The 23370-nt window shown below is 38.4% G+C and carries 21 protein-coding genes; 6 read left to right on the plus strand and 15 right to left on the minus strand.

From position 1 onward, the window contains the following. Positions 1–18: 18 nt before the first annotated feature. Together LB467_RS19060 and LB467_RS19185 are read right to left on the minus strand one after the other, a co-directional pair. A complete protein-coding gene (locus LB467_RS19060) occupies positions 19–2016 on the minus strand; it encodes an HAD-IC family P-type ATPase (protein ID WP_262901623.1) in 1998 nt (665 codons plus the stop codon). Continuing rightward, positions 2013–2705, minus strand: a complete 693-nt coding sequence (locus LB467_RS19185; protein ID WP_262901624.1) for an HAD-IC family P-type ATPase — start codon at positions 2703–2705, stop codon at positions 2013–2015. The genes LB467_RS19060 and LB467_RS19185 overlap by 4 nt, the downstream gene beginning before the upstream one ends. Before the next feature lie 195 nt (positions 2706–2900). Between LB467_RS19185 and LB467_RS10475 the strand changes: the two genes are divergently transcribed. Then, positions 2901–3185 carry a hypothetical protein gene (locus LB467_RS10475; protein ID WP_224473987.1) on the plus strand — a complete coding sequence of 95 codons (285 nt, stop codon included), beginning with the start codon at positions 2901–2903 and terminating at the stop codon, positions 3183–3185. On the opposite strand, the gene LB467_RS10480 is transcribed toward LB467_RS10475, so the two are convergent. Together LB467_RS10480 and LB467_RS10485 are read right to left on the minus strand one after the other, a co-directional pair. After that, complete coding sequence (locus LB467_RS10480) at positions 3172–4659, minus strand: vWA domain-containing protein (RefSeq protein ID WP_224473988.1); 1488 nt, start codon at positions 4657–4659, stop codon at positions 3172–3174. The two genes, LB467_RS10475 and LB467_RS10480, sit on opposite strands and share 14 nt — an antisense overlap. Positions 4660–5348: 689 nt before the next feature. Beyond that, a complete protein-coding gene (locus LB467_RS10485) occupies positions 5349–5525 on the minus strand; it encodes a histone H1 (RefSeq protein ID WP_057482651.1) in 177 nt (58 codons plus the stop codon). 543 nt (positions 5526–6068) lie between these two features. Between LB467_RS10485 and LB467_RS10490 the strand changes: the two genes are divergently transcribed. Next, positions 6069–6998 (plus strand): manganese catalase family protein, encoded by a 930-nt coding sequence (locus tag LB467_RS10490; RefSeq protein ID WP_224473989.1) that lies wholly within the window; start codon positions 6069–6071, stop codon positions 6996–6998. A 48-nt stretch (positions 6999–7046) separates the two neighbouring features. Next, positions 7047–7772 (plus strand): DsbA family protein, encoded by a 726-nt coding sequence (locus LB467_RS10495; protein ID WP_224473990.1) that lies wholly within the window; start codon positions 7047–7049, stop codon positions 7770–7772. Positions 7773–8271: 499 nt separating this feature from the next. Here LB467_RS10495 and LB467_RS10500 read toward each other — a convergent pair whose 3' ends face one another. Together LB467_RS10500 and LB467_RS10505 are read right to left on the minus strand one after the other, a co-directional pair. Further along, positions 8272–9087: an alpha/beta hydrolase gene (locus LB467_RS10500; RefSeq protein ID WP_224473991.1), complete on the minus strand. Its 816-nt coding sequence runs from the start codon at positions 9085–9087 to the stop codon at positions 8272–8274. A gap of 476 nt (positions 9088–9563) precedes the next feature. Then, a complete protein-coding gene (locus tag LB467_RS10505; RefSeq protein ID WP_224473992.1) occupies positions 9564–10886 on the minus strand; it encodes a S41 family peptidase in 1323 nt (440 codons plus the stop codon). A 352-nt stretch (positions 10887–11238) separates the two neighbouring features. Here LB467_RS10505 and LB467_RS10510 point away from each other — a divergent pair, with 352 nt between their 5' ends. Together LB467_RS10510 and LB467_RS10515 are read left to right on the plus strand one after the other, a co-directional pair. Next, on the plus strand, positions 11239–11997 hold the full coding sequence (locus LB467_RS10510) for a response regulator transcription factor (protein ID WP_224473993.1): 759 nt from the start codon (positions 11239–11241) through the stop codon (positions 11995–11997). A 1098-nt stretch (positions 11998–13095) separates the two neighbouring features. After that, on the plus strand, positions 13096–14475 hold the full coding sequence (locus LB467_RS10515) for an amidohydrolase family protein (RefSeq protein WP_224473994.1): 1380 nt from the start codon (positions 13096–13098) through the stop codon (positions 14473–14475). A 156-nt stretch (positions 14476–14631) separates the two neighbouring features. Here LB467_RS10515 and LB467_RS10520 read toward each other — a convergent pair whose 3' ends face one another. After that, a complete protein-coding gene (locus LB467_RS10520) occupies positions 14632–16425 on the minus strand; it encodes an acyl-CoA dehydrogenase family protein (protein ID WP_224473995.1) in 1794 nt (597 codons plus the stop codon). A gap of 539 nt (positions 16426–16964) precedes the next feature. Between LB467_RS10520 and LB467_RS10525 the strand changes: the two genes are divergently transcribed. Then, positions 16965–17153, plus strand: a complete 189-nt coding sequence (locus tag LB467_RS10525; protein ID WP_224474006.1) for a ribbon-helix-helix domain-containing protein — start codon at positions 16965–16967, stop codon at positions 17151–17153. A gap of 131 nt (positions 17154–17284) precedes the next feature. Here the strand turns inward: LB467_RS10525 and LB467_RS10530 are convergent, their stop codons facing one another. The 8 genes from LB467_RS10530 to merTP all read right to left on the minus strand — a co-directional run bounded on the left by LB467_RS10530 (position 17285) and on the right by merTP (position 23281). Continuing rightward, positions 17285–17962: a type 1 glutamine amidotransferase domain-containing protein gene (locus LB467_RS10530; RefSeq protein WP_224473996.1), complete on the minus strand. Its 678-nt coding sequence runs from the start codon at positions 17960–17962 to the stop codon at positions 17285–17287. A 30-nt stretch (positions 17963–17992) separates the two neighbouring features. Beyond that, entirely contained in the window at positions 17993–18625 is a 633-nt protein-coding gene (locus LB467_RS10535; RefSeq protein ID WP_224473997.1) for an SDR family oxidoreductase, read from the minus strand. Between the two features lie 56 nt (positions 18626–18681). Further along, entirely contained in the window at positions 18682–19665 is a 984-nt protein-coding gene (locus tag LB467_RS10540) for an NADP-dependent oxidoreductase (RefSeq protein ID WP_224473998.1), read from the minus strand. Between the two features lie 48 nt (positions 19666–19713). After that, positions 19714–20169 (minus strand): MarR family winged helix-turn-helix transcriptional regulator, encoded by a 456-nt coding sequence (locus tag LB467_RS10545; protein WP_224473999.1) that lies wholly within the window; start codon positions 20167–20169, stop codon positions 19714–19716. Positions 20170–20174: 5 nt separating this feature from the next. Beyond that, positions 20175–20600 carry a DoxX family protein gene (locus LB467_RS10550; RefSeq protein ID WP_224474000.1) on the minus strand — a complete coding sequence of 142 codons (426 nt, stop codon included), beginning with the start codon at positions 20598–20600 and terminating at the stop codon, positions 20175–20177. 558 nt (positions 20601–21158) lie between these two features. Continuing rightward, positions 21159–21377: a GDCCVxC domain-containing (seleno)protein gene (locus tag LB467_RS10555; protein WP_224474001.1), complete on the minus strand. Its 219-nt coding sequence runs from the start codon at positions 21375–21377 to the stop codon at positions 21159–21161. 9 nt (positions 21378–21386) lie between these two features. Continuing rightward, positions 21387–22733 carry a dihydrolipoyl dehydrogenase family protein gene (locus LB467_RS10560; RefSeq protein WP_224474002.1) on the minus strand — a complete coding sequence of 449 codons (1347 nt, stop codon included), beginning with the start codon at positions 22731–22733 and terminating at the stop codon, positions 21387–21389. Further along, positions 22730–23281 carry a mercuric transport protein MerTP gene (gene merTP, locus LB467_RS10565; protein WP_224474003.1) on the minus strand — a complete coding sequence of 184 codons (552 nt, stop codon included), beginning with the start codon at positions 23279–23281 and terminating at the stop codon, positions 22730–22732. Before merTP ends, LB467_RS10560 begins: the two co-directional genes overlap by 4 nt. Positions 23282–23370 lie beyond the last annotated feature (89 nt).

Raw genomic sequence — 23370 nt, forward strand, 5'->3', positions numbered from 1 at the left:
CCCATACAACACTGTAATTCATTTCCACCAATTCCGGGTCAAATATTTTTCGCCCTCAACGATTAAAAAGACACAAAAACCGGCTATTGCCGGGTGGATCCAGTAAAGCAGTGGTACGGGTACTGTTAGAAAAAAGCTATTCATAAAGGGGGCGTAAACGAAGACCAACTGTAAAAAGGTAAGAACAGCTGCGGCATAGAACACATAGGGATTACCAAAAAAATCTTTATTGATCCCCGGACCCTTCATTTTTCGACAGCTAAAGAGATAAAATAGCTGGCTACAAACCAGAGTATTCACCGCCACAGTGCGGGCCCCGTTCTCTTCCAGTCCAATGTTGAGCATATAATAAAATACTGCCAGAGTAAAAGCCCCGATTATAATTGAGACATAAATGATTCTCCATAGAAATTGTTTCCCAAGGATAGGCTGATCTGCCATTCTGGGCGGCCTTTTCATCACATTCTTCTCCATTGGCTCAAATGAAATGGACAGGGCCAGGGTTACAGCTGTAACCATATTAACCCACAGGATCTGTGCCGGGGTGATAGGCATTATTATTCCAAGAATAACTGCGGCCATAAGAACAAGAGACTCTGCCCCATTAGTTGGCAGGATAAAAAATAAAGCTTTTTTAATATTATCATAGACGGTTCTGCCCTCTTTTATTGCGTTTACAATGGTGGCAAAATTGTCGTCGGCCAGCACCATTTCAGAAGCATCTTTGGTGACTTCAGTACCTTTAATTCCCATTGCCACGCCTATATTGGCTTTTTTTAGGGCAGGCGCATCGTTAACTCCATCCCCGGTCATGGCACATAACAACCCGTTGGCCTGCAATGCTTTTACAAGTCTTAATTTATGCTCTGGTGTGGTACGAGCGTAAATGCTATGATCCACTACAATCTTTTGAAGCTTTTCATCACTCATTTCTTCTATCTCCTGCCCCGTGATAACATTCTCATAGCCTTCAATACCTATATCCCGGCCAATGGCCTTTGCGGTTAGCGCATGATCACCGGTAATCATCTTAACTTTTACCCCGGCAGTTTTACATTCCTTAATCGCCTGCACTACCTCCTCCCGTGGAGGATCAATGATCCCGGCTATGCCTAAAAATGTAAATTCAGATTCCCCAAGAGGTAAATTTAATTGAGATGTTTCCTTCGGAGCTTTCCGAAATGCAGCTCCCAGGATGCGCTGCCCTCCGGAGGCTACCTTATCTATTTGTTCCAGCCAGTATCTCTTATTCACCTCTTGAGAGCCGGCAGCAGTAAATTGAAAAGCACATTTTTCGAGTACCTTCTCCGGCGCACCGGTCATGAATACCAGCTTTTCATTTCCCACCTTATTAAGAGTTGCCATGAATTTATGGTCAGACTCGAATGGAATGGTATCCAGGCGTTCCGGTCTAAAATTCTCAAAACCGGCTTTTAGGCTTAAACTCAGTAAAGCTGCTTCTGTAGGTGTGCCTATAATTTCGTAATAACCCTCTTCATTTTGGTTTATCTCTGAATTGTTACAGGCTCGCAGGCATTGCATCAATCTTGAAAAGACCAGATCTTCATCAACTTTAAGCTTTTGCTCATCGAGCAGGATATTTCCTAAGGGTTCATAACCGGTCCCTTCAACCGTATATTGCTTTTCTGAAGTGACAACCGTTTTTGCGGTCATTTCATTTTTTGTTAGGGTACCTGTTTTATCTGAGCATATTACGTTTACAGACCCCAGGGTTTCAACTGAAGGCAATTTTCTTATTATAGCTTTTCTTTTGGCCATTTGCTGAACCCCTATCGCCAGAGTAATGGTCATTATGGCCGGCAACCCTTCAGGAATGGCAGCGACCACAAGCCCTATTGATGCCAGAAAAAGCTCTGTGATGGAATAATCTCTGAAAAAATATCCAAAGGCAAAAAAGCCTGCTGTAATTCCCACGATGATCAAAGAGAGCCATTTGCTGAATTCCTCAATTTGCTGAAGAAGAGGAGTGGTGATCACCTGCACGTTGGTCATCATTCTGTTAATCTTTCCCAGCTCAGTATCAGCTCTTCAACTACAACAGCCGTGGCTTTCCCGTAAACCACAGTAGTGCCGGAGAACCCCATTCCGGTACGATCTCCCAGAAGGGCATTTTCTGCCACGGGATCCGTATTCTTTTCTACCGCTTCGGCTTCCCCGGTAAGCGGCGATTCCTCTACCTGGAAATCCCGTGATTCAATGATTCGCACATCTGCCGGAATCTTATCACCGGATTTTAGCCGAATGACATCTCCCGGCACCAAATCCTTTGCATCTATATCTTTTTGCCTGCCATCCCTTACTACTAGGGCGTGCAGGGAGAGCATATTGCGAATACCTTCCAAAGCTTCCTCTGCCTTTCCCTCCTGAATATATCCAATTACAGCATTAACTATAACTACAAGCACGATGACCCAGGTATCTATCCAGTGGTCCATAAGCGCTGTAATTACAGCCGCAATGATAAGTATATATATGAGTAAATTATTAAACTGAAGCAGAAAGCGTTTTAATTCAGATTGTTTTTTCCCTTTTGGGAGTTCATTCAGCCCATATGTTTCTTTTCGTAAAGAAACATCATCCTTTGAAAGACCTTTTTCAAAATTTGTTTTTAAACTTTCTTTTACTTCAGTGGGAGTGAAGGTATGCCAGTGTAGGCTGGTAATTTTATGAGAAGAGTTTTTCATGTGTAATACCTTTACCAAATTTCAGAAAGCTCTTATTTTTCACGAACTTTTTGAAAACCTCCAGGTTAATACACTTAAAATTACAACATTTCAAGACAATAGAGAATTGAAATAATGTGATATATATCAGAGAAAATAGATTTTTTTAATTGCAAGTCCCAGACATCATCTCACAGCCTTTAAAAAAACCTCCTTATGAAGGAAAACCTCAAAAAACGATGTGAAACTTTTTTTTCTGCTTGCGTGAACTTCCCTGCAATCCTATTTACATTTACCGTTATTATGTTAAACATAGGGAACTTCCCCCACAGAAAAATCCGGCTCCAGTACGAAAAGTCAGAAAAAAGGATCGGTTACCATATTGCTATAAAAACACTTAGAACAGACCAAAAAATTCCTGATGTATTTGAGTCAAACACACCAGGAATTTTCAACGATTCCAGTAGGTTTTCAGTAGTTTATTTTTTTATAGATTCTTAGCTTTTTCAACCAAAGTCTTTAATTCAGCTTTAAAACCATGTTCATCGGCCAGGCTTGTTGAATTTAACCAGTTCAATACTTTATCATATTCACTGCTCCCTTTGTATTCAGAATCTCGCAGCAACATGGAAAAAGACGCTATGCTGGCAGTAAACCTCATAAAATCTGAAGACTCTCCAAATGCTTTTCCTTCATCAAAAATTTCCAGTCCTAATAGTTGGCTCGAATCTGAATCAGGGTCTTTATACCTAAAATCTACCTTAATGGAAGGAATGGTAGAATACTGGGGATTCCTGGAAGGTATTACCTCATAAATTGCGGTTATATTCTGTCCCGCTCCTATCTCACCGGCATCTTCCTCATCGTCCTCAAAATCTTCCTCCTTTAAAAGACGGTTTTCATACCCGATAAGCCTGTAGGCTTCCACATTTTTAATATCAAATTCTACCTGGACCTTTACGTCCTTAGCCACCGTAAAAAATTTGTTGTATTCATAGATAAATACCTTTCTCAATTGCTCTATATTATCAATATACTCATAGGTCCCGTTTCCGTTATTTGCTATTTGTTCCATAGCAGCATCGTTTAAATTTCCGCGACCAACTCCAAGCACACTTAGAAAAATACCACTATCCCGCTTTTCTTCTATTAATTCTATTAGTTCTTCCTGACTGGTGATCCCTACGTTAAAATCACCATCACTTCCAAGAATAACCCTATTATTACCATTTTCTAAAAAGTTTGCAGCGGCTATTTCATATGCGGTTTTTATTCCTTCAGAACCGGCAGTACTCCCCCCAGCACCTAACCTATCTATTGCATTTATAATTTCACCTTTTTCGTTTCCCGGGGTCGATTCAAGTATCACGGAAGAAGAACCTGCATAAGTAACTATAGCTATCCTGTCCTCAGATGTAAATTCATTAACGAGCGTTTTAAAACCGTTTTTTAAAAGCTCTAGCTTATCCTCACTTCCCATGGAACCGGAAACATCTATTAAAAAAACAAAATTGGATGGCGGTAAGGGTTCAGCCAGGGGTTTTCCCTTTATTCCTATTCGTATAAGTTTGGTTTCATTATTCCAGGGAGTATTACTTATTTCTCCATTTAAACTAATAGGATGACCACTCTCTGTAAACCCATAATCTAAATTGAAATAATTGATCATCTCTTCGGTACGAATGGCATTCTTAGGCGGTAATTGATTATCCTGTAACAGGAACCGTCTTAAATTAGCATAAGAAGCACCATCTGCATCTATGGAAAATGTAGAGATTGCCTGATCCTCAACCTTTACAAAAGGATTTTCTACAATTTCATTATAATTATCCCCGGGGATTTCCATATCGTAAACCCCTCCGGCCTGATTAGAAAAATCAACGTATGGAGATATATTTTGATCTGATACGTTATCGGTTTCACAGGAAGATAATAACAATAAGCCGAATGTCAAAAAGCAGTATAGTTTTTTCATAATCAATTGGTTTTGTATTTAATAGATGCCAAAGCTTATAAAAGGTTGCGTCACAAAGGCTTTGAAATTTGATAAAAAGTGGGAAATGGCTATTAAAACACAAAAATTACCGCAAAATGAATCAGATTATTCACTTTACATATTTAACGAAGGATTATTAATGTTTGAATATTAAGATGGAGTAATTTTTCTAGATTTAACCAAAAAATATGTTATGCTAGAAATTTCATTGGGAATCCTGGTTTCTCTTTTATCAATTATCCTTTTACGATCATTTAGATCAAACCTTTCTGAAAAGGAAAAAATTTCCCTATTGGAAAAATCTTTAATTCGTATTAAATCTTATAATATGGCTAAGAGGAAAAAGAGATCCATAAAATAAGTTGATTAATCTCATGAAGAAGGCTAAATATTCATCGCTGTAAATCGCGGGAAATTTTAAAAGAGTTAGATGTTTAAAACGGTCGAAGAGATTAGCGGTGAATATGGTAATAATATATCTACTATATTTAAGCTTGTACCGTATTAGTTCACTTTTTGGACGCGTTGAACTTATACTATCTGATATTACTTTTTTAAAACAGCATAAAAAGAGACTGTCTGAAAAGTTTCTTTTAAATCATCATTATGTCCCGAAACTTCGGAACAGCTTGACAAATTAGACCTTTCCAGACAACCTCAGTAAACTTTTACTTTTTTGATTCTGCAACTGAAACTTTACGAAACTCTTTTAAAAGTTTTTCCAGTTCCAAAGAGGATTTTCTTGCTCTGGTCCCGGCGCTTTTATTGCCAGTTTCTAATTGCGCATTAGCCTCTGTCTGGAAATTTTCAAAAGTAGTCTGAATGTTTTCAACAAGTTCTTTCATGATAGTATTTTTAAAGTTAAAACGCTAAAATAGCAGAATATTCCTCGGACTCCTCAATTTTCAAATATTTTTTAGCGAATAATATAAAGGAAATTTGACATTACTTCCGGCAGGACGAATTTCAAAAACCGACTGAAATTTGTAAGCCATTTTTCATCAATAAATTAGGCTGCCGGAAAAAACCATAGAAATCAAGAACCTCGGGGCAAGCCCACGAGGTATGAATTGGAAAACTATTTTATAATTTCGAGGCAAGCCTCGGGGAACCTGCCCGAAATAAATTCCATTCAGGCGGGTTAAACCCTCAATGAGGGATTAAAAATTTCCTTATAATTTAATTCCCACCCTTTTCCATTTCTTCTAAAGTCATTTTTCATTTCACAACAATCTCTACTATCGCATAATCGCGTGAATATTGTAATATAACGCAATGTCCCTTTTAATTTATAAAGGCCTTAACACTAATTGGTAAACAATTAACTGATAATCAGCGGCTTTAAATCTAATTTAAGTACCTGTTATTAACCATTTAAACTGAATATTATGTTTTACCACGTTAAAGAACTTCAATTTAATGCACGGGTTTCTAAACCAGATCCTGCATTTGCCACACTCCTTCTCGAACAATTTGGAGGTGCTAATGGGGAACTGAAAGCCGCGCTTCAGTATTTCACCCAGGCTTTCGCAGCAAAAAAAATACATCCGGATAAGTATGATCTTCTAATGGATATTGCTACAGAAGAATTCAGCCATTTAGAAATTGTTGGTGCCACAATTCAAATGCTTCTAAAAGGAATTCACGGCAGCCTTAAGGATGCGGCTGATGAATCTGAAATAATGCCTCTTATGCAGGGAACGGCTTCAAAAGAAGAGTTTATTCACCAGGCCATGGTGAATCCTCAATTCTTTAATCTTTCAGGAGGCGGACCTACTTTAACTGATACCAACGGAAATCCATGGACTTCAGCTTACGTAACCGCAAACGGAGATTTAACTGCCGATCTTCGTTCTAATATAGCGGCAGAATCCCGTGCAAAAATAGTATATGAATACCTTCTTCAGCATACTTCCGATCCTCACGTAAAAGATACTTTAAGATTTCTTATGACCAGGGAGGTTGCACATTTCCAAATGTTCCAGGCAGCACTCGAAACTATAAAACCTAACTTTCCTCCGGGTGTGCTGCAAAGTGATCCACGCTATAGCAATCAATATTTTAACCTCTCTAACGGCGAAGATGTTCGAGGCCCCTGGAATGAAGGGAAAAGTCCTGAATTGGGAGAAACCTGGGAATATATTTCAGATCCAATAGAGCACGTTAAAAAGACAAAAGGATTGAAAGACGCGAAGCAGACCTCCTCCAGAACACAGAAGGAAGTAGATAAAAAGAACAAGGAACTAAGCAAAAAGAAGGTGAAAGAAATTGAAAAGGCATTACCGGATAAAGGAGAAATGCAATGGAGCAATTATTAAAAATAAAAAAGCAAAAGCCGGGTTCATCCGGCTTTTACCAGGAAAAATATGAACAAATTTTATCTTGAATATTTTACAGATCCCTTATGTTGTTGGAGCTGGGGCCTGGAACCACAGCTGCGCAAATTACGTTACTTGCTTAAAAATCGACTACAAATAAATTATGTTATGGGTGGGCTCCTAAGGGATTGGGAACATTACTCAGACCAACTAAATTGCATTATCAAACCTTCTCAAATGGGCCCGCTTTGGGTTGAAGCTAAACATCTTTCGGGACAGCCTATTGATGAACATTTGTGGATTAATAATCCAGTGGACACCTCGTACCCTGCCTGCATGGCCGTAAAAGTAGCCGAAAACCAGTCTTTTATTGCCGGAGAAGCTATGTTGCGAGAATTAAGAGAAGCTGTTATGATTCACAAGAAAAATATAGGAGATACGGATGTCATCATGGAAATCGCAGAAAATCTTGAAGAAAAAGCTATTCTGAATTATAATAATTTCAAGGTGTCGCTATTATCAAACGAGTCTTCTGATTTCTTTCGTAAAGATCTCGAAAAAGTGAAGTTGAAGGGAGTAACGAGGTTTCCAACCATGCTAATCCAATATGGAGAAAAGACGGTTCAGATTACCGGATACAGACCCTTTTCTGTGCTGCTCGATACGTTTAAATTTTTAGACCCTTCTCTGAAAATAGATGAAAAGATTAACACAGAAGATTATATCACAAGCTGGCACAATTTAACAAAACGGGAACTTCAGGAAATAAGCTAGATTACATTCTTTTGGGATCATTCTACCTATATGGATAAACTTCCATATTGCTTAAACACAACACTTAGGCTTGATTCCAATTAGGCTTGATCCGATATAGAAAGGGATAAGAAGGATTTTAAAAGTAAGAAAGCGACCCAAAAAGGTGGCTTTTCTTCGCTAGTAGCGAGAGATTTTGAAATATCTACCCAATTCAAACAGGATGTGGTTGCGGTGGCAAATCTTAAAACTCCTTAATTTAATGGACCGATGTTATCTTTAGTCGAATAGTAATGGAGAAACCGGGACCTCACCTTCAGTTGTAAATCTAATAAGGTCCAAACCACCTACTGTTCTGTAATACAAATGGCAACTTCCCTCATCTTTACCAGTAATTCTATTCAATGCCCAGACCGCAGCTAGAAATTGCACCTCCAGATTAATCTACCGGAAAGAACACCCGCACCGAGATAACCCACTGAAGCGGTATTGAGTATGCACGTTATTGTATTGATTTTTTTTATAGCCAGTTACTTATATATTCTATTAATTCCTTTCTCTTGTTAGTGAAAGAGTGGTCGGATTCAATAATATGATGTTCTAGATACCCATTTAATTTTCCTGGCCAATCATCTTCTATCCTACTAAAATCATCAATAATTAAAAAGGGCTTCCTTTTGTACAATTCTCGATGAGTCAAAAGATTATAATAGTCCTTTTTGTTTATTATTTCCTGAATGAAGGTTTTGGGATTCAGGTTTAGCATAAACATCGAACCCAGATACTCCTGAAACCTAGGAAGCGAATCAGCATTCGTGAAATCCATTAAATTGTAACCATAGTTGACTGGGGAAAGTGCTATTACCTTTTTAATGCGTAAATCATTTGCTCCCTTAATTAAAGCTAACCCGCCACCCAAACTATGGCCTATTAGAGCGAATTGAGAAGTGTCAATCCTTAATTTGGAGGATATATTTGTATCAGATAGGTAATCCAACAGGTGTCCAACATCTTTTAAACAATTAGCATATAAATATTCACCCTGACTGCCCCAAGAACCACGGTAATTAAAAAATATAACATTTTTGCCTGCCATTCTAAGTTCTTGTGCTAAATCAAGATTTTTTTCATTCCCAGGAATACCATGCAAAAGGAGCACTGTTGTTTTTACTTCTTTTCCAGAGGCAATTAAAGCATATACAGCTATTGAATCATTTCCAATCGATAATGTTATTTCCTGGTCAAAAGATGGAAACTCTATATTGCCTTCTTGCGCAAATGAAGAGATACCAAGCAAAAGGAAAACAGTTACTAAAAAATGAATTTGGCTTTTCATTGGATTAAATTAAATACATGTAAATAAATATAAAATTATTCCCTGGAAAATTTCATTGCTTAGATTTACTTGGTTAGCAATTCATTATAAGAAATATCATCTACCAGTAGAAAACCAGACTCGAACCTGAAGAAGAAATGTACGGTGGTGATAAAGAATATTATAAATTTAAAAAACCACCTAAAATTGGTGGTTTTTAACTTCGTAGCGGGAAAAATTGAAATATCGCCCCATTTCATCAAGGATTTGGTTGCGATATCCAACCTTCAATATCATGTACAAGACCGCTAATTGATTCTAATTTGAATTTACTGGGGACTCATAGAAGCAATTTTTTTATTTGCATTGTTTTAGGATTCCTATTTAATATTAGTAATGTCAAGTATAAAAACAGGAGCTGGCGAGCTTGATTGCCTAAGGATAATCAACGGTAGCAAGTGAGCACGGAGTTTCGTTATAGCATCGATGAAAAGGTTTTATTCGTCATGGTTTAAAATCCAGTTTAGAATTGGGTCTTTCCCATTCATATAATCCTCAAAGCTCAATTTTATTTCCTTATCTACATTCAAGTTTTTTGCCGGAACTCCGTAGAATATATTGACCCAAAATGACTTGCCAAGTGTAAAGTTATCATCTTGCCAGTCATGCTCGGCGTCAGCATCAATTATTCTAATTTCTGAATTTGGTAATTTGTAATTATCTCTTTCGGCCCAAAACTTTAAATTATCACCCACTTCTTCTCCAACAATGACAATCTTATCCTTTGCGTAATATTTAATACGGGCGGCTGTTACCAGACCTGCTGAAAATGTCATATTGCTTGTTATTAAATATATTTTTTTATCGGTGTCAATTATCTTTGGTGGTCTGGTTGCTAAATCTACAGGAATTATATAGTTACCACCAGTAAAGTATCTTAAATCAAAAACAACATCATAGTCGGTTTTGGTTTTTAGTTCGGCAATAAATTCATCGATTTTGTCTCCAAAATTTTCAGATTTATCCCAGTGGCCATTAATGCTGAAATAAGCTAACTTTTCAGAATCAATGAAAGTATAAAAAACTCCTTCGTTCATATTTTCTAAATAAAGGGGTTTATTTATATTGGCTTTTAGAACATATTGCCAACCCATATCAGTAGAATCAGGGTACAAGTCCATCCAACTTTCGTGTTTGTTATTTTTCATTTCTTTCGTCCCAAAAGTAATTTCCATGGTGTCTTTTGCCTTAAGCAGAGTAAGCATCATAGAATCCCTTTCGGATAACCCAATCCCATTTAAGATTTCCGGGCTTGATAAATAAATTGTTGTTTTAAATTTTTTCCATCTGTCTATTCCTGATAGATATGGATTAAGTTTTTTCTCAACGTCCTCAATCTCGATTGAATTGATTTTTAAAATTTTTGCACCTAAGTATTCTTTTGAATCACTATCGGTTTTTATGACATGAAGTCCATTGGAAAATCTATAGAATCGCAGAGGTATTTTGTCCATAAAACCAAGGGGTATAGCGGTATGGCCGTTATTAGCCATAGCAACACATTTGGACAATTGTAAGATGAGTTGATTATCTGACAGAGAATCAATCTGAGACTTTAATGTAGATAATATTAACTTACAACTAGATATTGAATCTTTTGAAAATGTTTTGGACTCATTTAGGTATTCACTTTCAAAATAAGCTATGTCTTCAATCCATTTTTGATTACGTGATTTTTCCGAAGTTTTCTCTTTGCATCCAATTATTAAGATTAACAGTATAAAGAATAATCCAATTTTATTAATTGTTTTTAATTTCATTGGTTTATGTTTGAATGTTGATATAATAAAAACTCGAACTTTTTTCCATCATCAAATATTTTAACGCTAAAATTGAGCGTATAATTTTTTTTGCCTTAGCACCCATTTGGGCAAATTGTTCCATAAATAAATCAAAGTAAGGTTGTATTTATTTTTTCCATTTTAAGGACTATTCTTCCTGAATTGTGGGTTGTTTTTTAGCTTGTTGCCAACATTAGAACTATGATTTATCTTTTCTTTAAGTTTGTTTTTAAAAACTTCTTGCCTAAATTATAACCATTTAGTAATTGTTGGACTACCCTTAAGAGTAGTTTTAAAATCTATTCTTACTTAGGTTTTACAAACCCTATTTATGACAGATGTAAATTCCTTTTTTTCCTTTAAAAATTCCGTTGAACAATTATCAGATTCTGATACAGCTCAATTGTCGAATTATATCGAGGCCATAATAGCATTTACAAGAACTACAAACAAGAGTATCTATGTAATAGATTACGAAAAAAAGGGATTTGAATACGTATCCGATAATCCGTTGTTTTTGTGTGGGCACTCAGCTCAAGCCGTTCTGGAAATGGGATATGAATTCTATTTTAAACACGTACCGGCAGAGGACTTAAAACTACTTTTAAAGATCAATACCATCGGTTTCGATTTTTTCGAACAAATACCATTACAGGAAAGGAAGGAATACACTATTTCTTATGATTTTTTACTAAAAACAGGTGAGGGAAAACTACTTTTAATAAATCAAAAATTGACTCCTTTATTTTTGACCGAAAAAGGGAAGATATGGAAAGCCCTGTGTATCGTTTCACTTTCTACAAAACAAGGTTCTGGAAATATTACAATCCATAAAAATGGTAGTAATCAAAAGTTCAAATATGACTTAGAAGGTAGCTTTTGGAGCACTAGGGATAAGATTGAGCTTTCCGATCGAGAAAAAGAAATTTTACAATATTCAATAAGGGGATATAGTATCAATGAGATTGCAGAAAAAGCCTATATTTCTCCCGATACTGTAAAATTTCATAGAAGAAAATTATTTGCAAAATTGGATGTTGCGAATATAAGCGAAGCTATCTCATATGCGAACGTTAACAGCCTAATTTAAGCAGGAACAAAATTTCTGGAGGTTAGTTTATAAGTCCTCAAAGTCGTGAATATCCAACCAAAAAAATGAATAGCCTAATCTCGGTAATCGCAGATTTAGAAAGGGATAAGAGATCAGTTTCCGAAAAACTACTTTAAAGTATATAGGCTTTTTCGTAAAAAAAGGATGGCTGCAGTACAATTCAAAAACAGGATATTATATCATTAAATCCTTTGACAAAATACGAGAAGAAAACAATTGGGAGGCAAGACTTTCCTTCCCGGTAGATTTTTATACTTATAGAAACATTAAGGCAATTACAGGAGCAATTATTTATGGATACCTCCATAAAGATTTTTGAAGAAAAGTAAGGAGAAAGAAAAGCGTACAGATAAAAGGCAGTACCTATCATTTTCTATCCCCTCACTTTAATTATAAAGAAGCACCTGCTCCGTTATCTGTCCTTGGAATCTGTAGGATATTCCAAATTTCACCGTCTACTGCTTCCAGGCTTAAAGATGCTGCCGTAAAACGAAAATTGCTTGAGGTCAAAAAGGATTACGGGGCACCAGTACCCAGTAAAAAAGCCATGGAGCTGTGTTTAGACCACAATGATAAGAGCAACAATATTGTCTTTTACCAGGGAAATTACCGATTCCAGTTAATTGATACTATTTTACCTCCTTTTCTTTTTAAAAAGCGGAAAAAACTGAAAACATAAAGGAAAGGTTTATAGGGGAAATCAAAATAAAAAAACTTTCTGGCCAAAGTTTGCTAATGTTTAGGCGCTATAGCGCGTTTCTTTATTTTTAGCGGCCAGCTGCACCAAGGCTTGTTCAGAAGAGGTGCAGCACTTGTTTCCAACTTGTTCATTTTTTGAACAAGTTGATTTTATACTATAGATTTTTTTGTAAACAGAGGTTCGGGGATGCTCTCCACGATCTTTTCTATTTATCACTGTCCAAATCGCCAAATACAGGCGGCAGGGTTTTGTACGAACGATTTCCCCTTCTATATCCCTGGAAAGAAATTCTCGGAATCAAAATTTCTATGGTTCATTTTCAATCCCTTGTTTATTCTTTTTCAGTAAATTAGTTAGATTATTCAAAACCAAATATTATGAAATGCTTCGGAAGGATTTTCGTATTGTCTTTATTTTACAGCTTTATTCTGAATCCTCTTAATGCCCAGCAACAGGGTACTTCAGAAATGCCGGCTTATGTAATTACCAATGTGAATGTGATCCCAATGAATAATGCGGAGATTCTTAAAAACATGCACGTTATCGTGGAAGAAGGCAGGATCACAGGCGTAGGGCCTTCCGCAGAAACAGCCATTCTGCCCGGTGCTCAGGAAATTGATGGCAAGGGTAAATATCTTATGCCTGGGCTGGCAGAGATGCACGGGCATATTCCGGGATCGGAGCAGCTTCAATATGCAGAAGATGTACTTTTCCTGTATATCGCCAATGGGGTGACCACGGTGCGTAATATGTTGGGTACAAAATACCAGCTACAGCTTCGGGAACGAGTAAAGAATGGGGAACTGCCGGGTCCAACTATTTTTGCTGCAAGCCCCTGGCTAAGCAAGGAGGCTATTCCTACACCGGAGGCTGCCAGTAGGATTGTAAAAGAGCATAAAGAAGTCGGATTTGATTTGCTCAAAATAGGTAGCCTTGATCCTGAAACCTATAAGCAAATGGCTCGCACCGCCCACAATATCAACATGCCTTTTGGTGGACATATACCTGAAGCTGTAGGCTTGAAGGGAGCCCTGGAAGCACGGCAAACCTCAATAGACCATTATGACCGTTATGTGGAATTTCTTGTTTCGGAAAAGGCTAAGAAAGGTCGGAGTAACGGTTTTTTTGGCAGCGGCATCATAGACCTTATTAATCGCGAAAGGATTTCCGAAGCTATTGAAATGACCGTGGAAGCCGGTACCTGGAATGTGCCGACCTTAAGTCTGGTTGAACATCTCGCCAGCGAAGAAGCCGCTGAAGAAATGATAATCCGGCCGGAAATGCGCTATATGCCCAAGCCTGTGCTTAACGACTGGGTAAAGTTCAAAAATGATTACGTACAACGCGAAGATTTCCAACCGGAAAACACCGCAGCTCTTGTGGAGTTTAGGAGGGAACTCACCAAAAAACTTCACGAAGCCGGGGCCGGAATAGTGCTGGGATCTGATGCACCGCAATTTTTTAACGTACCGGGCTTCTCCATCCACCACGAACTGGAGATGATGGTGAACACCGGCCTCTCTCCTTATGAGGTTTTGGTCACCGGCACCAAAAATGCGGCTGAGTATTTTGGCACACCGGAGGAATTTGGAACCGTGCAGCAAGGCCGTCGGGCAGATTTGATCCTGCTAAACGCTAATCCTCTGGAGGATATCACGAATGTACAAAATCGGGCCGGGGTGATGGTGCGCGGACTTTGGTACCCGGAAGAAAAGATTGGCCAAAAACTGAAAGAGATTGAGGAAAGGAATAATTAGGGGAATCACTTTTTCGTTGTTTTGTCATTCCAAACCCTTCGCCTACCGCTCAGGACAGGTGCAGTAAGGAAACTCAAAAGAGTAAGCTGCTGAAGTTAAAAGCTTTTTAAATAGGAACTACATTATGAGAGTCCTCCTGGACTCCTGGAAAAGAGCTTACAAATACTTCCCTTCAGCTATCATGGTCCGGGCAATCCTTCTACGGGCATCTTTGATATTGAATAGCTGGGCTTGGGTAAAGCATTCCAAACCCTTCATCAGCAAAGAACGCTCCTTCCCTTCCGCAAAGCTGAGGATAGCCTCCTGCCCTGCCTGCCTAATCTTTTCCACCGACTCATACAAAAAGACACGGCTGATGTCGGCTATGTGATCCGGGGTCGTCAATTCCCCTTTGGTTCTTAGGTTTTCAGCTTTGGTCAGTACGGCTTCCAGAAGGTATACCTGAATGATCATATCTGAAATATGCATCAGCACCTCCTGTTCTTCCTTAAGCTTTTTCCCGAGCCGTTGCGCCGCTGCTCCAAAGATGATAAGCATCGACTTTTTAAGATCTTCCAGGATTGCAAAAGCTACCACCGAACCGCCACCGGCCTGCTTCTTTTCAGCAGGATTGGAGGTGAGCTCCTTTTGTACCTGCTTTGCCGCTTGCAGCAGCTCCAACTCCCCGGTCATGGCTTTCTTCAGCAACATATCGACGATCAGCATCCGATTAATCTCATTGGTACCCTCATAGATACGCGTAATTCGGGCATTGCGGTAAAGCCTGGCCATTGGCGCATCTTCAGAAAAGCCCATTCCGCCAAAAATCTGTACCCCCTCATCTACCACCAGGGCCAGGCATTCTGACCCAAATACCTTCAGGATAGCGCACTCGATCCCATAAGCCGATACTGCTGCGACCTCTGCTTTTTCAACTGAAAGGCCTTCGGCTTCCAGGGCAGCCATCTTTTGGTCTATGAATTGGCCCGTGCGATAGGTCGCGGCCTCCATGGCAAAGATCCTTACGGCCAATTGTGCCAGCTTATGCTGAATGGCTCCAAAACTGCTAATGGAGCTCCCGAACTGCTTCCGCTCCAGGGCATATTCCACAGCGAGATCAAACGCCCTTTTTGAGGTTCCAATAGCCGCTGCCCCCAGTTTGATGCGCCCGGTGTTCAGCACATTAAGGGCTATCTTAAATCCTTCTTCCCGTTTCCCCAACATATTTTCTGCAGGCAACCGCACGTCATTGAAAAATACCTGCCGCGTGGACGAGCCCTTAATTCCCATTTTGCGCTCTTCTTCGCCCAAGCTGATGCCACCGAACTCCTTTTCCACAATAAAGGCGGAGAGATTCCTGTCATCCTCAACTTTGCCGAATACAATAAAAATATCGGCAAATCCCGAATTGGTAATCCACATTTTTTGTCCGTTGAGCAGATAAGCAGCCCCGCCCTCCACTGGGGTAGCCCTGGTCTTTCCTGAGTTGGCATCAGATCCCGCCTCTGGTTCGGTAAGGCAGTAGCAGCTTTTCCACTCCCCGCTCACCAGTTTTGGAAGGTACCGCTGCTTTTGGGCTTCGGAACCGTAAAAAAGGATTGGCGCGATGCCTATGCTGGTCTGCACCCCAAAGGTGGGGGAGAATCCCGATACCCGGCCCACCTCCTCTGTCACCCGGAGACTGGTGGTGAAAGAAACCGGCATGCCTCCATATTCTTCGGGAATTGCAAGACCCAAAAGCCCAAGCTCCCCGGCTTTTTCCAGCAGAGCAACTGAACGGCTATGCTCTTTCTGGTGTTCCAACTCATCTGCCAGGGGTTGAGCCTCACGCTGAATGAACTCTTTGACGCTTCCCAGGACCATTTGCTCTTCTTCGGAAAAAAGGGAACCGTGGAAATTGCTACTTTCCGCGGGACGGATCAAAAAAGCGCCTCCGGTTCTTTGCTCTTTGGTTTCTTGTGGTGTTTTCATAATTAAGTGGATTTCAGAATTCTCTCCAAAAGTGTGGTTAGGGGGTAATCTTAATTATATGTTCCTGCAAACATCTTCATCTATTAGTTAGTTAATCATTTACCAATGATTAGAGGAAGTTATATTCAAAAATAATGAATTAGAGTCAAAAAACTGACTATCATAAATTTACAATTCGGTTGTTTGTTATCCTGAACCCTTCGGCCAAGACTCAGGACAGGCGCAGTGAGGAAGATTTGAAGTGAGTTGCTTAAGTTAAAAGCTTTTAAAAAACCTGAATAACAAATAGGCTTGATTCCGTTACTGTACCCCAATCATACCAGGGCTTATTCAGAAAAGATACACAACTTGTTCCCAACTTGTTTACCACTTGTTCATTTTTTGGACTAGTTATTTTTATAACTTATGAAGGTTCAAATATTTAATAAATTAAAGTTTATTGAAATTCATTGTTGGTTCATCATTCAAAAATTATACTGAACACTTTTATCTTTTTCACGTAAATTTTCTAGAGTTGGTTTTTCGACCAGGAAGAATATATCTCTAAGCAAATTGCTTCCAAAAAATATCAGAATAACAGCGAAGTAATTAGAGATGCTTTACGATTGCACGGCATCTATCGCGAAAAAGTTATTCAGGATTTAAGAAAAGAAATTGAACTAGGTTGGGATGGCCCGGATAGTTCAATGACTTTGGATCAGATTATTGAATCCAAGAAGAAACCTTGATGAATCATTACAGCTTCCAACTGAGCCAATCATCCAAATTAAAATCCAACAAAACCAAAATCATCTCATTTTTATATTAAAAAAAACCTGCAACTTTTAAGGTTGCAGGTTTTAAATTAAAAGAGCTTTAGTTATTTAAGCATCTCGTATAATTTTTCAGAAGCTTTGTTGGAAGATGCAGGATTTTGTCCTGTAATTAAATTTCCATCTTCAAGCACATAAACTTCCCAGTCGCCAGACTTAGAATAAATGCCTCCATTTTCTTTCAGCATATCCTCCACTAAAAATGGAACAACATCGGTTAACTGCACAGCTTCCTCTTCAGTATTGGTAAAGCCGGTTACTTTTTTTCCTTTCACTAAGGGTTCCCCATTTTCATTTTTCACATTTTTAAGAGCTGCAGGGGCGTGACATACCAACCCGATTGGTTTTTCTTGTCTGTTAAACGCCTCTATTAAAGCTATAGAAGCTTTATCTTCTGCAAGATCCCAAAGCGGGCCGTGACCTCCGGGGTAGAATACGGCGTCAAATTCTTCCGCCTTAATTGTATCTAACTTTAAGGTGTTTTCAATCACTTTTTGAGTTTCAGCATCTTTATAGTAGCGTTTGGTATCCTCGGTTTGTGCATCTTCACTTTCACTGCTCGGATCAATAGGAGCTTTACCTCCCTTGGGCGTAGCTACCGTAACGTCAACTCCTTTGTCTAACAAATTGTAATAAGGTGCTGCGAATTCTTCGATCCAAAATCCTGTTTTTTCTCCTGTATCCCCCAATTTATCATGAGAGGTTAATACAAATAGTACTTTCATATCTTTCTTTATTTTTAATTATAAAATTTCTTAGTCACGGACTGCTTTTTCAATCGGAGTCTCGCCGTCAAGAATTTCAAAAATCCGATTTTGCTTTACATCATCGTCCAGAACTTCAACAAGAGTACGAGCCACATTTGCTCTGGAAATACTTTCTTGTTTATCTAATTTTTCCTTTAGCTGAATTTTTCCGGAACCATCTTCATCTGTAAGCGCACCAGGTCTAACAATAGTATAAGCTAATCCGCTATTTTGTAGATAATCATCTGCATTTCCTTTTGCTCTTAGATAATCTCCAAGCTCTTCACTAATTCCGGGATTATCAGCGCCCATTGAGCTAAGCATAACAAACTTCTCAACTTCTGCATTCTTAGATGCGTCAGTGAATCTTTTTGCTCCTTTCTGATCTACTTCAATCACTTTTTTTCCACCAGAACCGGCAGCAAAAATTACTTTATAGGCACCTTTAACAGCATGATTTAGATCTTCCTCTAAATCGGCCAAAACTGCGGAAACATTTTCTTTTTCAAATTGCTTTTTTTGCTCTGGTTTTCTTACCATAGCAATGGGTTGATATTTTTCGGATTTTTTTAATAAATCGATAATGATTCTTCCCGTGCTGCCGTTCGCACCGGCAACTAATACATTCTTCTTTTCACTCATAATCATTTTTTTTATTTAGTTATAATATATAATCTATTGACCAATTCTAAGAATGTTTAGGATAAGCTTATGATTACTTTTCCCTGTGCTCTTCCGGTCGCCAGATATTCGTAAGCATCAACTCCATCTTCAAAGGAATAAATAAGGTCTACTATTGGTTTAATATCTCCATCTTCTACCATTGTTTTTATCTCCTTCAACTGCGCTGCATTGGGCTGCATCCAGGTGTGTTTATAGGCTACCGATTTTTCTTTTATTAGATTAGATAATTCTTCGGGTAATTTATAATCTTTGATCCCCATTATTTTAGCCGACTCTTCGTCTGGCGGACCTACGATTGAGGTTAGAGTACCGCTTTTTTTAATAATTTCAAAAGCATCAAACGTATAGTCATCTCCCAAAGTGTCAAAAACAATATCCAAGTTATTGGCAACTTCTTTGTAATCTTCCGTTTTATAATCTATTACGCGGTCAGCTCCTAAAGCTTTTACCCAATCTGCATTTTTAGTGCTGGTGGTTGTATAAACGATAGCTCCTTTTGCTTTAGCATACTGAATAGCAAAACTACCTACACCACCGGATCCGGCGTGAATAAGAATTCTGTCGTCTTTTTTTAAACCAGCTTTTTCTAAAGCCTGGATTGCGGTGATTCCCGTTAAAGGCAGTCCTGAAGCTTCTTCAAAAGATATATTTTCCGGTTTTTTAGCAACCTTATCTTTATTAATCGTAACGAATTCTGCTACCGTACCCATCTGTTCATGGGGTACCCTGGAATATATTTCGTCACCAATTTCAAAATCACTAACATCAGCTCCTTTTTCCACAACCACACCGCTAACATCAAAACCTATTGTAACCGGCAGCTTTAAAGGCACCAGTTCTTTTAGATGTCCTTCTGCCATTTTATAATCAATAGGATTTAATGAAGCAGCCTTAACTTCAACTAAAATTTCATTTGGCTTTATCGATGGTTTTTCAATCTCATTGATAGATAAACTATCCTTAATTTCACCGTATTTTACTATCTGTAGTGCTTTCATATCTATTGTTTTTTTAATTAATAATTTATTTATCAGTAAGTTAAGGTATTATTGGTCATTTTCCCTGTTTGAAAGAATATCGATCCATTTATTGAGCGTATCCTTTAAGAGCATTACTTCTGTTAGCGTTACATCTTCCGTTAGCAAAGTATTTAGCAACTTCTCAGGAATTGGGAGCGCAGTATTTCTAAGTGCTTTTCCTTTTTCCGTAAGTTGGATAAATACACTTCTTTCATCTTTTTCAGAGCGGGTACGCAGCAGTAAATCCAGGTTCTCCATTCGTTTAATAAGCGGAGACAAGGTATTGGTGTTTAATAATAATTTTTCACCAATTTGATTAACCGATAATTCACCATTTTCCCATAGCACCAATAAAACCAGATACTGAGGATAGGTTAAACCCATTTCTTCCAGGAATGGTTTGTAGGCCTTCGTAATTAGCCTGGAAACCGAATAAATAGGAAAGCAGATTTGATTGTTCAATTTTAATTGCTGATCGTCCATAATATTTATTTTTTTGAATTTCTCCAGGCTTTCCACGCGCCAGAAGACCAAAGTGCCCAGACTATAAGAACTGGTTGAAAGAAAAGCCTTATTAGTCTTGCTCTATCTGAATCTAAAGCTCCGAAGGCATCTTTTCCGTCTAAATACTGGGCGACATTACCGGGAAAAATCAGGATAAAGAAAATTGCTAATGTCCAACCTATTGCAGCACGTTGCTTTTTCCAAAATAATAAAGCTAGACCTAATGCCATTTCAACAATTCCAGACAATATAACTACTAAATCTTTGCTTAATGGAACCCAGTCTGGAACCTGGGCCTGGAAGTCTACTCTATTAAAAGTTAAGTGACTAAAACCGGCAAAAATCATGAACAGCGCTAGCAAAATTCTAAAAATGTTTTGTGTTAGTGTTATTTCGGTTTCTCTATTCATTACTTCTATTTATATCGCTCAAAACTATATCGTGCACGATTCAAATATAATCAATTTAAATACCTATTAATTAGAATTGTCATAGTAATTACTTATCGTCAATAGACTTTTATAACTTACCAAGAAGGATTTTGGAGATTTTAAGAACAACAAGGAAGAGAAGTTGAGTTATACTGGTACGCCCCTGGTATTTCAATGTCTATGAATCAAATTATTGAATCCAGGAAAAATCTTGAGGAATCATTAGGAATTATTTTCAAGCGGCACTTGAGGATAGTGATAGATTCACCTTCAATTACGCCAAGAAAGACCTGTACTCTGGTCAATAAAATAATTTAATAATGGCAAAACCCAATTCTGTACCTATCAAAATCAGTACAGACTCCGCTAAATGGGAGGTAAGGAAACAATTAGGCTTGATCCGATATAGCAAGGGATAAGAAAGATTCTAAAAGTAAAAAAGCCACCCAAAAAGGTGGCTTATCTTGCTTAGTAGCGGGAGATTTTGAAATATTGACCCAATTTATACAAGATTTAAGGGCTATTGCGGATTTAAACTTAATCTGTAGTTCCACAACATAAATTTGATTCCTGTATAGGTGGACATGGAACAGTACCATAGCTACAAAATACACAGCAATCATCTTTCAATGGTTTTATAACAGCTTTACAGTTGGAGCATGAATAAAAGAATTGGCAAGCATCTGTAGGCATGATTTCTTCCTTAGAAACCTTGCAATGAGGACAAGTAAGAACAGATTTTAGGATAGTTTTCATATTTAATTATTATAGCATTGATGAGATATCCGAACCCATTGTCGGATATGCATAAATCATTTTTTTTAAGTCTTTAACTGGTATCGATTTAAACATAGCAAGAGAGAAAAAATTTATAGTTTCTTCAACCCCTGGACCAATAAGATGAACTCCCAGAAGAGTTCCTTTGTCAGTATCTATTATGGTCTTGTATGCATATTCCTGGACATTAAGTCGTTTTGCATTGAACCATTCTGGCACCGCATTCGAATTTATTTTAATGTTTAAACCTTTCTTTTTCGCTTCTTCTTCGGTTAACTCAACGGAAGCCATGGCGGGTAAAGTAAATACCACTGACGGCATGGATGGATAATCTGGTGTCTTCTTATTTTCTTTGATAATGTTGGAAGCAACTATATGGCCTTCATAAACTGCTACTGGTGTGAGAGGTAGTCCTGAAGTGTCGGCAGAATCACCAGCAGCATAAATAAACGGATTTGAAACGCTTTGTAGATATTCATTGACCTCAACTCCCCTTTTGTTTGAACTAATAGATGCAGCAGACAAATCCAGGTCATTTATATGTGGTACTCTTCCTGCACTGTTGAAAACCGTTTCAGCCGTGAACTCTGTTTCGGCAAAATGTTTTTCACCGACAACGGTGTAACCGTTTGTTTCCTTTTTAATTCCTATGACGTTCGTTTCAAGCACCAACCTTACTCCAAGTTTTTGTGTTGCTTCAGATAAGTGGTGAACTATATCCTTGTCAAAATTTTCTAAAGGTCGAGTTCCCCGATGTATGATGGTAACTTCTGCTCCACATCGCTTAGCTATATGAGCAAACTCAAAAGCCACATATCCCCCTCCAATAAAAATTAAGGACTTTGGTAGTTCCTGAAGATTTAAAAAATCCGTACTGGTCAAAGCATGGTCACCACCTTCAAATTTTAATTGACGGGCCCTTGCTCCCGTGGCAATAACAATTTTATCTCCCTTCAAGATTTCCGATTCAATTTTGACAGAATCATTCGTAATGAAGCGGGCAGCACCGTGATAGGTGTCGATATCGTTGTGCTTGTATCCCTTTTCAATTTTTTTAGGCATTGCATCTACAAATTCCTGCTTGAAGGCCATGATATCCTTCCAGTCTACTTCAGGAATAGTATTAATTCCCTTTCCTGCTAATCTTTGAGCAAAGTCTCTCACTTCGGTCGCACCAATTATTATCTTTTTCGGGTCACAACCCCGAAGAGCGCAAGTTCCACCATAAGGCAGCTCATCTGTAACAGCGACTTTCAAACCTTTGGATGCACACTTACTAGCAATAGTCATACCTGACATACCTGAACCAATTACTATAACATCATATTGTTTCATTGTTCTGGATTATTTGTGACTTTATATCCTGTGCGTTCAATAGCTATTTTCACATCTCCCACATTAGTAAGTGTACTATCAAATTTGACAATAGTATTGCCTTCTTCGTAAGACACCTGGCAGGAGACAATACCATTCAGCTTGTTAACTTCGCTCTTTACGTGACCCTCGCAACCTGCGCATGTCATACCACTTACTAAATATTCCACCGTCTGAATATTTTGCTCCTGAACGAATACTATTTCTTTTTCATTGGAAGGATAAAAAGCTTCTGAATAGTATGGAAATGACAAACTTAAAATTACAAAAACAGTTACGCCACCAAGAAATGTTTTGGATTGGAAGAATGAAGTTGGGGATTCCGTATCGCAGCCACAATCCTCACTCTTGGTGGGCTTTATTTTTAAATACCATGCTAACCCTAATGCCAATATCGAAACCACTACAAGAGGCCACCTAAAAGGTTCTAACCAGGAAAAATTGCCTGTTAAACTTCCTGTTCCTGCTACCTGGATATTCCGGACTAAGCTGACCCCTCTAAAGCCCACCTTTTAGGTATCTGTCATTCCGGCGGATGCTGACCCCCTTATAAATTAAAAAAATGGCTGGCCGGCAAAATTATTCCGGAGCATACTGA

Origin of the sequence: Salegentibacter tibetensis (genome assembly GCF_020164485.1) — a bacterium.
Taxonomy (GTDB): Bacteria; Bacteroidota; Bacteroidia; order Flavobacteriales; family Flavobacteriaceae; genus Salegentibacter; species Salegentibacter tibetensis.